Origin of the sequence: Poriferisphaera sp. WC338, from assembly GCF_050931845.1 — a bacterium.
Classification (GTDB): Bacteria; Planctomycetota; Phycisphaerae; order Phycisphaerales; family Phycisphaeraceae; genus Poriferisphaera.
Window position 1 is genome coordinate 288,645 of sequence record NZ_CP194516.1, and the last position, 12,379, is coordinate 301,023.

Below are 12,379 nucleotides of genomic sequence, written 5' to 3' on the forward strand. Positions count from 1 at the left end.
AGCCCTCTGATCAGCCACGAAGGTTAGAAATATTTTGGTAGCGTCCGGTTCATTTTTTCAGTGATGCTTACTGCTTAGCCTGTGGGAAGAACCAAGCGGATCACTGTCCGTTACCAAGTTGTGAACAAGTTTTAAATCTCATGTTCCACGCACCTTGCATGGATCATGTGACAACACTATTAGTTGATTGCTGCTTGTCATACTCCGCATAAACAGCAATGCTCTGTTCAGCGATGCAAACAGGTTGAACGACATGCATGTGGCAAAAGCATTTGCCACATCTTTCACGTACGCCGTAGCGTTCGTACACCCTGATCGCAGGATCAAATTGCGCTTCGTATTGCTTACATCCTCTAGTGCAATAGGAAGGCGATCTGTCCTCGCCCAGGTGAGATCTGCTTGTTGTTGTAAAGATTGATGCGCAGGTCGTGGCGCACACAGGCGGGTTTACAACAAAACGACCATCACCTCGAAAAAATAAAGCTGATTGTCAAAACGCCAGCCATCATGGTCAGCGGGGCCTACATATACCCGATTAACTGGATCGGATAGGTAATCACACTAAGTATAATTTTTTAGGCACATTTGTATAGTTATAACAGGTTATCACCTTAGTTAAACTAGATGCAATAAGTTAGCGGGTTGCTCGCAATCGCTCAACCCGATGGCTACCAACGCTGGATATAACCAGCGATTTCCCAAATGTTAATGAGGTGTGAGCGAGCCTTGCGTATGGACCATCAGCGGCGTGTCCTCCTGAGGTCGCTATACAATGTTCTGGTTGATCCCCCCATCGCCGTGAACGATGTTCACGTAAAATTAACGGAATACATACAAAAAAGCCCTGCCAGATAGGCAAGGCTTGTGCATAAGTCTATTCATTACATGGTATTGACACGCGCTTGAGATTGTTTTCTTTACGGCTGCTCACCCTTGTCTTTTGTTGTTGGGTTGTTGGTTTGATCACGCATTTGCTCTGCATGTTCTAAGAGTGTGTCCGGGTTTTCATGCTCTTCCGTCGTCTTGGTCAACTCAAAGTGCCAATCAATATTGACTTCCTTCGTGCCCGGCATGATTTCTGCAAAAAAGTCCGGCCCCGGAAATTCCCACCAAGGTGCATCTGTTTTTGCAGTTGTCCACAACGGCTGATAACCTTGTTTCTCAATCCGCACATCGTACGTCCCATAAAACGTAAATCCCACATCTAAAGGTGTGCGACCCACCTCCTGATCGTTCAAATACACCAGCGCACCCTCAGGTGCACTAGAGATATTGATCTTTCGCTTCACGCATCCGCCAACCCCCAGAAGCAAGCCAAACACCATCAGCCCCGCGACCGTTTTTCGTACATGCTTTTTCATGCCCAATATTCTAACCCCGCAGGACATCCTCCGAAACCGCCTCCTGCCGGATCCGCAGCTCTCGTGATTCAATCCGCATCTATCCCGTCTTGCGCGTTGATCTCATCCTTATAAATCTCCAACACTTGACGAATCACGTCCGGCCCATATCCCTTCCTCCCCAGCATGCCGTACAGCCGCCGCCGCCTCACCAAAGGTTCAAGTCGCCCCATGCTCCGCAATTTCTTTTCAACTAATCTCCCTGCCATTTCCACCTGATCCACACCTCCGCCTTCGGAAGAAAGGTCATTCCCGCCCGGCATATCAACACGCTCATCACGAGCCATGTCTTCCCCCTCAAAAACCTCTCGTACGACTTGTTCGATCATCGAACCCTTTAAGCCTTTCTGGAAAAGTTTCTGCCGCACCAGCGCGGGGCCCGCGGACTTCTGATTTACCAAGCTCCGCGCCATAGCCCGTCCATACGCCGCATCATCCAGATACCCAAGATCAATCAGCCGCGATACCACCAATTCCCCCGCTCCAGCACTGAATCCTTTTTCTCGAGCTTTGTCTCGCACTTGCCGCTCGGTCATCATCCTTCTTTCAAGCGACCGCATGACACTTCGGTACGCCTTATCAAACTCGCCTGCTGCTTCGACCTCCACCGCAAGCTCCGGCGTCCATTCCCGGCCAACCTTCAAATCAAGCTCGCTTATCAGCCGTAAACTCAGTGTCACCACTACCTTTCCCCCCACCTTTACCATTGCCCGACCTGCATCCCGTTTCGTCGCAGTGATCGCGCTGATCTTCCCCCAGACATCATTCATCTGCGATTGAACTTCGGATTTTGTGGAATCATCCATAAAACCATTCTAACCGATGTCCATTGCAGCTTTGCGCGATTCCGCTTGTTATTCCCGCCGCGCTCGCCTATCCTCTTTCTTTGGATCGCTAGGGGAGCCCCACCCCCGGAAGTTTAATTACTTCTTGCCGGATGTTGAGGGCTGAGACTAAAAGCAATAATGCTTAAACCCTTCGAACCTGATCAGCCGCTGGCGACGCGCCAGCCAAGCTGCGTAGGGAAGCGACTTCACCCACCTCGGTGAATCATCAGGCTCCCGCGCGCAAGCAACTTCGAAAGGAAGCATCGATGATTCAAAATAACAAACCCGATCAAGCAACATTAAACGAAATCGCCGCACATAACGCGCAAGCGGTCAACGATATTCAATCACTCGGCCTTGATCTCCCCGAGCTTGGCCAGAACCCCGGTTCTTCTGAGAACATCACTACGCCCGGCTCCTTCGCCAACGCGCCCATCATCAAGCCCGGCCGCGCTGGCGCTGCAACATTCTCCTCTCCCGACACCCCCGGCATGCCCCCGCTGCCAACCAAAACAGCTTGGGACTTCATGCCTGAAGATTGGACCTGCACCGATACGGAAAACTATGAACATGCCGGCGCATGGCAAACCCCCGAAGGCTTCGCGCCGATCACACAGTTAGAACACGCGCGCGTTGGCAATATCACACCTGAAATGCAACGTGTTGCTGAACGTGAAGAACATCTCACCGCCGAACAAGTGCGTGATGAAATCGCTGCAGGTCGTCTTGTCATTCCCGCCAACCGTAAGCACCTCGGCTACAAGCTCGACCCCATGGCCATCGGCCGCGCCACCAAAACCAAAATTAACGCCAACATGGGCGCCTCCCCTATCTCCTCCGGAACAGACGAAGAACTCGAAAAACTCGAATGGGCCAAACGCTGGGGCGCCGACACCGTCATGGACCTCTCCACGGGCGGCGACATCGATGCTTGCCGTGAAGCCATCATTCAAAACTCAACACTCCCCATCGGCACCGTCCCCATCTACGCCATGATCCTCGGCATCAAGATCGAAGACCTCACCGAAGAAATCGTCCTCGACTCAATCAAGCATCAAGCAGAGCAGGGCGTTGACTACTTCACCATCCACGCAGGCATCACTCAAAAACACTTAAAATTCGCAAAGAACCGTCTCATCGGCCTCGTCTCACGTGGCGGCTCACTCCTCGCCAAATGGATGCTCACACACAACAAAGAAAACCTCATGAACACCGCATGGGAAAAAATCTGCGACGTCATGCACGACTACGACGTCACCTTCTCCATCGGTGACGGCTGCCGCCCCGGCGGCCTCGCAGATGCAACCGACGCCATCCAACTCGCAGAACTTTGCGAGCTCGGCAAGCTCACCGAACGTGCCTGGCGCAAAGGCATCCAAGTCATGATCGAAGGCCCTGGCCATGTCCCCTTCGATCAAATCGAATACAACATGAAACTCGAACGCAACCTCTGCCACGGCGCACCCTTTTATGTCCTCGGACCACTCGTCACCGACATCTTCCCCGGCTACGACCACATCACTTCTTGCATCGGCGCAACTTCCGCCGCATACCACGGCGCTTCCATGCTCTGCTACGTGACACCTAAAGAACACGTTGGCTTACCTAAGAAAGACGATGTGAAGCAAGGTTGTATTGCTTACAAGATCGCCGCCCACGCCGCCGACATCGCACTCGGTTTCCCCGGCGCACGTGATCGTGATGATGACCTCACCCGCGCACGCGCAGCACTGAACTGGGAGAAACATTTTGAACTCTCATTCGATCCTGATACCGCCCGTGCGTATCATGATGAGGATATGGATGTCGACACCGACTTCTGTGCGATGTGTGGGCATGATTGGTGTTCCGTCCGCATCAGTAAAGAGATCATGGAATGGGCCTCCGGCAAAGCCGACGGTTATGATCGTGGTAAACCAAAAATCTCCGCAGCACTCTCCGACGATCAGAAACAAATCCTCGAACAACGCGGCTACCTCTCACCCGAAGAGATCCACAAACTAGCCAATAAAACCAAAGGCAAAGTCGCCGCACAAGACGAATCCGGCAAAGCCTCCTGCCATTCGGATTATGTCGATGACGACGAAGCCAAGAAGATGCAAGGCGCAGACGAACTCGTCCAAGTCGACGTCCGTCCAGCCCTCGGCCTCGGCAAAAGTGAATAGTCGCAACTATTCAATAATACTTTTATCTGCTACAACAAGCCCGGCATGCAACCGGGTTTTTCTATGCACAAATTGAATTGAAGGGGTTCTGATGACAGAAGCACTAGAGCAAGATCAAGTTAAAAGTGAGCATGTAGATCGAGTGATTGACGAAGGGAAAAAAGGATCTCAGTCAGCAGGGCGTCTGGGGTTCAGTATCGGTTTTTATGAGCTTGCTGCCCTTGTTGTTGTGCCGACATGTATCTATCTGACTTCGTACTGTTACGAATTTTGCTATGTGTGGTCGATGGGTATACCAGTACAGCTTATTGAACTGAGTTACTCAAGAGTTTTGTTGGTTGGGATAGTTTCTATGCTTGTGATTCTGTTTGGCGCTAATGTTCTGGCGACGCTATCGTCATGGTTGAAGATAATTAGGATTAAAGATGAAGAAAAGAAAGAGCGTGTTGTTACGTTTATAACAACAGTTGTATTCAGTTTATTTATTTTGGGGTACGCGTTTTTATTGGAATGGCATCTTACGGGATTGATATTAGCTGCAATTGTTATAATGGTGAGTGTGGATGTTTTTGTTCGAGGATTTGAAAAGAGCAATGTGCGTACGGAATACGATCGAGTTTTTGAAAATATACTCGGGCCAGTAAACAACGCGGCTGGAGGGAAGTTTTATATTACAGCAGGTTGGTTGGTGTTTCTTATGCTTCTTTCCGCTTCCTTAGGGCGGCTCGAAGCAAAACGTGGTTGGTTTTATTCTGAGCTTGAATACAACGCAAAGGAATATCTCCTTCTCCGGTCTTACGGCAACAACATCGTCCTCGGCAATTATAAAAATGGTTTTCTCACAGGTGAAGTGATGATCGTGAGTCAAGAAGACATACGCGGCATTACATTGAAACCCTACGCCGGTTGGACCCCAGAATTTAAAGATAATTGAGATGCCAACGCACGATTCTTCTTGTGTCTCGCATGTGTTTCCAGTTCTCGCACTTCTTAAACGATCATCCCATTCTTCCGGATACCCACCATATACCGCTGCAGATATTTCCCCGGGCAAGCTGTCGGCATCAGCTCTTGATGTGTGAACACGCCCTTCTTGCTAATCCGATATTTCCCCTGCAACGCTTTCAATAACTGCGGCAGCGCCCTTAACTGTTGCTTCGATGGCGACTGCTTATTGAAATGCCCCATCACCATCACGCCAACATTGTTCGGGTTATGCTTCTTCACATGGGCGCCTTGCAGATCAATCGGCCGGCCTTCCCAAACGCGACCATCGCGATCAATGCAGTAGTGATACCCAATGTCTGCCCAACTGCTCGCATGTCCGCCGCGGATCGATTCCATCCGCTTGGCCGCAATACTATACGAACACTTCGGCATCAGAATCCCATCATGATGCACCGTAATCTTATTGATCCGTCCCATCTTGTTCGCTCGAGCCAAATTTGGTCCCTTACGCGCCCAACTCTTTCGCCCAATCACTTTCACATGGCCAACGTAATATGTCTTCGCTCCGCGTGAAGTTGCACTGCTACTCACGCTTGTGCCATAACTCGAACCACCCGCCTTCGCCCGTTGTTTCGCAAGTTGTTGCTGCCGCCACTTGCTTTTCTCCGGAGTCCATCCCCACTTACCAGAGATCGATTCTTCTGGTGCATGTGCTGTATTTGGTGGGATCATTTGATCACTGACATCAGCACCTTGTGGCACTGAAGTGTATTGATGTTTGCTTCCCGGTACCGGCTCATACATCTCGCAACCGGTTAACAGAAATGAGATTCCGTACAGGCATGAGGCCCCTGATCTGATAAACTGTCTGCGGCTAAGTTTTTTTTCTGTCACGTTGCTAACTGCCTGATTGCGTGAGGGGGGAGGAAGATTCTGCAAGTGATTATAATCGGTTCTGCCGAAAGTATGTATATCGTATTTTTGCGGATATCTTGGCCAATCTGTATTTGATGTGCAGCAAAGACACAGTCACATTCTGAAGTATATGTTGTGTTAACGATTGATTCATATTGGTTTAGCGGGTTGTTGAGCAAGACCGAAGAAGATGAGGGATAGGTTTTAATGCGAAATGACCAGGTGACATTGTTTTCACTGCCGAAGGCGTTCACAGGACACAGCGGTGTGATTCAGCGGAACGCGGTGCGCAGTTGGGTTCATGCAGGGCATCCGGTGATTTTGCTGGGAACGGACGAAGGCATTGCAGAAATGGCGGAAGAAGTTGGTGCAACTTACATTCCTGACGTGGCCATGAGTGATTTGGGCACGCCGATTTTGTCATCTGCCTTTCAGCTTGCTTCTGCAAAAGCAACCACACCTTACCTTGGCTATATCAACGGTGATATTCTCATCACACAATCATTCAACTTGGATGTGTCCAAGCTAGGTGACGATTTTCTCTGTGTTGGTCGGCGGACGGATGTGGATATTGAATGGGAAGTTGATTTTGATGATGAACATGCTGTTGCCAAATTATGGCAAATCATCGCTGATCAAGGGCAGCTCCATCCCAAAACCGGCATCGACTACTTCATCTTTCCGCAAGAATCATCATTGCTAAAAATTCCAGATTTTGTTGTTGGCCGTCCCGGCTGGGATAACTGGATGTGCGATCGTACTTGGAAGCTTGGTATTCCCATGGTTTGTCTGACGAACCACCTCACTGTTGGGCATCAAAATCACGACTATGGCCACATCAAACAGTATCGCGGCAAAGCATGGGATAATCCTGAGACTGACAAAAACCGCGCCCTGCAAGATGGTGTACATCGTGATCTCGAAGATTGTACTTGGCGAGTAAATGAAACCGGCGAGATTTTGCCTCGCTATCGTCAACTTGCAAGGATGCACTCACGACTTGCACGTTTTGGTATGCAGGGAATCGTAATACGATGTTTGCATGGCTTAAGATGCGGCGTAGCTCTTCTTCAAAGTCAGCTTTATGCTGACGTGCTACTGACGGTTAAACAGAGCAGGTCGCCAGAGTCAGCTAAGACACAGCCTGCGTCGTAAAGGACATGATCATGATCGAAATACCGACCAGTAGTTTAAGTGCCGAAGCTTTGCGAGGTGTGATTGAAGAATTTGTTACGCGCGATGGCACGGAGCTTGGTGAGATGGACGTGATGTATGAACGTGTGGTACGTGGGTTAGATTCTGGACGACTTAAGTTGGTGTTTGATGAAGTAGAAGAAAGCTGTACGATTTTAGATGAACGATCCTATCAGGAGCGATGCGTTATCGCCGAAAAGATGGCCAAGGCGGAAGAAGATTGTAGCGACGATCTTTAAATCGCGGCCAGTTCGCTTGTGTGCGTATGCGATTCAATCGCGGGGTAGAAAGCTGTTGCTGGCGAGATATCAGTGACGATCGGGCATGCGGGTCTGCTAATACGGTTTTGAATGTAGAGGCGTGCGGCGATTGCTTCTTGCATCTGTTTTTCATCGTGATAGAAAATTTCTGATCGAAACTGCGTGCCGCGCAATGGCCCTTGACGATTCAATGTTGTTGGGTCATGCGTTAGAAAAAAGATTCGAAGCAATTCCTTGAATGTAATGTGTGAATCTTCAAATGTGATTTGAATTGCTTCTGCGTGTCCAGTGTTTCTTGAAACAACTTCTTGGTGTGTAGGATTGCGTGTGATGCCGCCGGTATAACCCGTATCAATCCGATGAATACCTGGAACATGCTTGAATGGTGCTTGAAGGTTATAAAAACAACCTCCAGCAAAAGTTGCTGTCTTGATCGACATGTTGGTGCTCCCGTTTTCTAATGACCAATGAAGACCAATATTTAATGCTAATACTGAGACCTTGTCCGCGAAGAAATAATAGGCATTGTATCTAAGGAAATCACACGTGTGCTTAAAAAACTTGCACATTGAGCGTCATAAATATACTCCTTGTATCAAATGGCGATCACAAACTATCTTTCTGGCAACTTTGACAGGTTTGCGTGTTTCATCGCTTGGGGAAAGCGTTTGTCGGCAAGTGAACTTGTTGTGCCTAATGTGATACATCCCTTATGTAAGGACGTATAGCATCAATCAGATATTTTTGAAATGAAATATAAGCCTGAGGAGTTGTTTTTATGGTTAAGGCGTATGTTGCCAGAGAATCAGGTTCTGAATTAGAAGCCTATGAATACGAAGCAGGCAAACTCGGAGCAGATGAAGTAGAGGTTGCAGTACAGTTTTGCGGGATTTGTCATAGTGACCTCGCCATGATTGATAACGAATGGGGCAACGGCCAATACCCGATCGTGCCTGGACATGAAGTGGTCGGCGAAATAACGGAAATTGGTTCTAATGTTGATCGTTTGAAAGTCGGGCAACGTGTGGGTATTGGTTGGCAGTGCGGTTCGTGTATGGCATGTGAATGGTGTGACAGTGGAGATCACAACTTGTGTATGCACATGCAGGATACCATTGTGGGGCACCGAGGCGGCTTTGGTGACCGTATACGAAGTCATTGGCGTTTTGCTATTCCTGTCCCGGAGAGTATGGATGGCGAGCAAGTCGCGCCCATGATGTGTGGCGGAATCACCGTTTACAATCCGCTGGTTGAAAACAATATTAAGCCCGGCGATCGTGTTGGAGTTGTAGGTATTGGTGGATTGGGGCATTTCGCACTTCAATTCGCTAAGGCGTTTGGCTGCCATGTAACCGCATTCTCTGGGTCAGCCGCCAAGGAAGGTGAAGCTCGCGAACTAGGGGCGGATACATTTGTACCCAATCGTGACCAACATGCGTTGAGAGATGTGAAAAGATCATGCGATTTTATTTTGGTGACTGCTGGAGCAAGTTTACCGTGGGATCAGTATATGGAAATCCTACGGCCGCGCGGTCGGGTTTGTATCGTTGGCGTGATGACCGAGCTCGTTAGTGTGCAAGTATTCAATCTTATCGGTGGCGGGCGAGGGATCGTTGGTAGTCCTATTGGCAGTCCGAACAGGATCCGTGATATGCTTAGTTTCTCGCAAGCTAACAGCATTGGTGCCATGACAAAGCGTTATCCGATGGAAGATGTCAATCACGCTATTGCTGATTTGCGTGCCGGTAAGGTTCACTATCGCGCAGTGCTTGAGAATGTGTAAAATAGTTAAATCTCACAATCGCCGGGGATCAGAAGAGCTACTCATGAACGACACAACGAATCATCGAATAGATAAAGTGCTAGCGATGATGAAGTCGCTCAGTGAGGCACAAACGCCCGATGAGGTTATTGCTGTTTTTTCTGAAGATTGGATTGAATTCAGCGATCGGAAAATTGGTTATATCTCCCTCTCTTGCCGAGGCCTAGAAGAAGGTCAGTATCGTGTGACGCGGGCACTGCAGGTTGGGGATGTTGCAGCAACTCATACCTTGCCGGATTGGCAAGATAGTTCTGGTATGACGGTGCATGATGGCGGCATTCTTGGACGAATTATTGAGCATGTTGGTATTTCGCATCTCAAAAATCTTGACCTTGCAGACGATCCGGTACTAGGGATGCGGTTTAGTGATTACCAATCAATGCTTGCTATCCCACTTTTTGATAGAGGAAGAATTAATAACTGGGCTATTGTTATAAGCCAAGACAATGATGCTTTTGATGATGACGATGTTGAAGATCGATTGCTTAAATCAAATCTCATTGGTGGCACGGTGCGGCAAGTCATCATGATGCAGCAACTCCGTGACGCGAAACGGGAGATCGACAATGAAATGAAGCGCATTGCGGCAATTCAAGCCGCGCTTTTACCAAAAGAAATGCCAGATATCCCCGGCATCCGCCTTGCTGCAAGGTACGAAACTTACGACAAAGCTGGCGGCGATATGTACTTTTTCCGAGAAGCTCCAGACGGTCGTCTTGGTATGCTTGTTGGCGATGTATCAGGACATGGTCCGGCCGCAGCAGTTGTCATGGCGATGGTTGAAAGCATGATCTCCGGCTACTCGGGCGAGTTCGAAAACACATCTGCGGTTATGAAATTTATTAACGATCAACTCTATCAGAAACAGATCCAGCACACCTTCGTTACCGCGTTTTGCTGTGTGTATGACCCTAAAGATATGACACTTCGTTACAGCAGGGCAGGGCATCCCCCTCCGATGCTCCGAAGCATTGGCGAACCTCTCGCTTATTGTTTTGTTGAGGACGGTATTGAAATCGGCGGCGAAAATCTCATTCTTTATGCCGTGAACCGCAATCAGCGTGAAGATGGTGAGGCGATCATTGTGGAACATCTGGATCACGCCGGGGGGCTCCCGCTAGGGCTTTTCAAAGATCAGCACTATGAAGAAGTCGTCATCCGCATGCGCAAAGGGCAAACGTTAGTCATGTACACTGACGGCATCACCGAAACACGTGCCCCTGATGGCGCATTCTTTGGCACACAGGGTGTCGAAGCCGCGCTGCATGATTGTAGTGGTGAAGTGGCATGTGCTGTGAAGACGATCATGGCCCGAGTCCGCGAGCATGAAGCTGGTCAACGTCCCGCAGATGACCAAACATTACTGGTCATGCAGATTGATCCATAGCCCGTCTGTCGTGTTAAAAATACTTGAGCCACTTGCTTTTTTGGTGTCCCGCGTGGCAGAGGTGTATGATAAAACGCAGCGGTAGACGGCATGCCAGTCAACAATCAAACGTTCTATAAGCAAGATGAAAGCAGGACACGCGATGAATGATCGTGTTTTATATGAAACCCATTCGCACACGGAACTCTGCAAGCACGCACAGGGCAGCGTGAAGGATTATGCCATGCGCGCTGAAGAACGTGGTTTCAAAGGGCACACCGTTACTTGTCACAACCCCCTTCCTTGGGGCTGGTCTCCACAAGTTCGTATGTTTGAAGAGCAGTTCCAGGAATACTTGGACATGATCCATGAAGTGCGCGAAGCATTTGCCGGCCACCTTGATATTCTGACCGGTATGGAATTCGATTACGTTCCTGAACTCGAAGATTATCTTCTACAACAGGTTACTTGGGCAGATTTCGACTACTGCCTTGGCTCAATCCATCCACAAACCGATTACTATCTTGAAAAGTATAAGGTTGATGATGAGGTCGAGAATCGTCGTATATATTTTGATCTAATCGCCAAAATTGCAGAGAGCGATTTGTTCGATTGTGTGTCACACCCCGATCTCATTAAGAATTTTATGCCGGACGTTTGGGATATTGATCAGGCTATGACCGACATCATCCCGATGCTCGACCGTGTTGCTGCGACGGGTTGTGCCATGGAACTTAATACCTCTGGTATTCATAAAAAAATTGCTGAAATGAATCCGGGCTCAGAAATACTGCGTGAAATGCAGAATCGTGACATTCCGGTTGTTATTGGATCCGATGCTCATATTCCTAATCGTGTTGGTGCTCAATGGGAAGAAGCTTTGGACATGCTTGAGTCTGTTGGCTACACCGAAATCAATTACTTCATTCAACGGCAACGCACCGCCGTTGCCATCAGTGATGCGCGCAACAGTCTCCTCACGGTTCATGTATAGAATATTTTTGTTTAATTATGTATTAGATGATTTTCTACATCTCAATATAGCCAAAGAAAAACGACCCACATCATGCGGATCGTTTTTTTGATCATCAATTTGTTGTTCGCTACGACATCAATTTCGAGGGCAAATGTATTTATGACGAAATGGTGTCACTTAGGGATGAAGTTTTCAGAGGGCTACATCACACGTTTTTCAACGATGAGTAGATGATAGCCAAACTGTGTTTTCACTGGCTCAGAAACCTGATTGATTGGTAGGTCACCAAACACGACCGCGTCAAATTCAGGGACCATATCGCCTTGCGAAAATTCACCCAATGAACCGCCAGCGGCACCCGAAGGGCAGGATGAATGTGCTTTCGCAAGTTCAGCGAATTCTGTGCCGCCCTCGATCTGTTTTTTCAGATCAAGTGCTTCTTCTTCAGTCTTAACCAGAATGTGTGAGGCGACTGCACGTGCCATATTTAAACTCCATAAAAAATA

12 protein-coding genes are annotated in these 12,379 nt (G+C 48.6%); 7 read left to right on the forward strand and 5 right to left on the reverse strand.

Translation table 11 applies throughout. The features are described 5' to 3' along the window. Positions 1-917: 917 nt before the first annotated feature. Entirely contained in the window at positions 918-1,361 is a 444-nt protein-coding gene (locus tag ACQ6WK_RS01175) for a PEGA domain-containing protein (protein WP_432798913.1), read from the reverse strand. A 68-nt stretch (positions 1,362-1,429) separates the two neighbouring features. Further along, the gene (locus tag ACQ6WK_RS01180; protein WP_432798914.1) at positions 1,430-2,206 is read right to left on the reverse strand and encodes a regulatory protein RecX; all 777 of its coding nucleotides are present in this window, start codon (positions 2,204-2,206) and stop codon (positions 1,430-1,432) included. A 287-nt stretch (positions 2,207-2,493) separates the two neighbouring features. Here ACQ6WK_RS01180 and thiC point away from each other — a divergent pair, with 287 nt between their 5' ends. Together thiC and ACQ6WK_RS01190 are read left to right on the forward strand one after the other, a co-directional pair. Beyond that, complete coding sequence (gene thiC, locus ACQ6WK_RS01185; protein ID WP_432798915.1) at positions 2,494-4,392, forward strand: phosphomethylpyrimidine synthase ThiC; 1,899 nt, start codon at positions 2,494-2,496, stop codon at positions 4,390-4,392. Positions 4,393-4,483: 91 nt separating this feature from the next. Beyond that, positions 4,484-5,326 carry a hypothetical protein gene (locus ACQ6WK_RS01190; RefSeq protein ID WP_432798916.1) on the forward strand — a complete coding sequence of 281 codons (843 nt, stop codon included), beginning with the start codon at positions 4,484-4,486 and terminating at the stop codon, positions 5,324-5,326. 56 nt (positions 5,327-5,382) lie between these two features. Here the strand turns inward: ACQ6WK_RS01190 and ACQ6WK_RS01195 are convergent, their stop codons facing one another. After that, positions 5,383-6,144 (reverse strand): peptidoglycan recognition protein family protein, encoded by a 762-nt coding sequence (locus ACQ6WK_RS01195; protein ID WP_432798917.1) that lies wholly within the window; start codon positions 6,142-6,144, stop codon positions 5,383-5,385. Between the two features lie 318 nt (positions 6,145-6,462). Between ACQ6WK_RS01195 and ACQ6WK_RS01200 the strand changes: the two genes are divergently transcribed. Continuing rightward, positions 6,463-7,410: a hypothetical protein gene (locus ACQ6WK_RS01200; RefSeq protein WP_432798918.1), complete on the forward strand. Its 948-nt coding sequence runs from the start codon at positions 6,463-6,465 to the stop codon at positions 7,408-7,410. 11 nt (positions 7,411-7,421) lie between these two features. After that, positions 7,422-7,688, forward strand: a complete 267-nt coding sequence (locus ACQ6WK_RS01205) for a YheU family protein (protein WP_432798919.1) — start codon at positions 7,422-7,424, stop codon at positions 7,686-7,688. On the opposite strand, the gene msrA is transcribed toward ACQ6WK_RS01205, so the two are convergent. Then, positions 7,685-8,149 (reverse strand): peptide-methionine (S)-S-oxide reductase MsrA, encoded by a 465-nt coding sequence (msrA, locus tag ACQ6WK_RS01210; protein ID WP_432798920.1) that lies wholly within the window; start codon positions 8,147-8,149, stop codon positions 7,685-7,687. The genes ACQ6WK_RS01205 and msrA overlap by 4 nt on opposite strands. A 338-nt stretch (positions 8,150-8,487) precedes the next feature. Between msrA and ACQ6WK_RS01215 the strand changes: the two genes are divergently transcribed. The 3 genes from ACQ6WK_RS01215 to ACQ6WK_RS01225 all read left to right on the forward strand — a co-directional run bounded on the left by ACQ6WK_RS01215 (position 8,488) and on the right by ACQ6WK_RS01225 (position 11,891). After that, entirely contained in the window at positions 8,488-9,492 is a 1,005-nt protein-coding gene (locus ACQ6WK_RS01215; protein WP_432798921.1) for an NAD(P)-dependent alcohol dehydrogenase, read from the forward strand. 43 nt (positions 9,493-9,535) lie between these two features. Beyond that, complete coding sequence (locus ACQ6WK_RS01220; RefSeq protein ID WP_432798922.1) at positions 9,536-10,918, forward strand: PP2C family protein-serine/threonine phosphatase; 1,383 nt, start codon at positions 9,536-9,538, stop codon at positions 10,916-10,918. A gap of 142 nt (positions 10,919-11,060) precedes the next feature. Then, positions 11,061-11,891 (forward strand): histidinol-phosphatase, encoded by an 831-nt coding sequence (locus ACQ6WK_RS01225; protein ID WP_432798923.1) that lies wholly within the window; start codon positions 11,061-11,063, stop codon positions 11,889-11,891. Positions 11,892-12,073: 182 nt separating this feature from the next. Here the strand turns inward: ACQ6WK_RS01225 and ACQ6WK_RS01230 are convergent, their stop codons facing one another. Further along, a complete protein-coding gene (locus ACQ6WK_RS01230; RefSeq protein ID WP_432798924.1) occupies positions 12,074-12,358 on the reverse strand; it encodes a peptidylprolyl isomerase in 285 nt (94 codons plus the stop codon). Positions 12,359-12,379 lie beyond the last annotated feature (21 nt).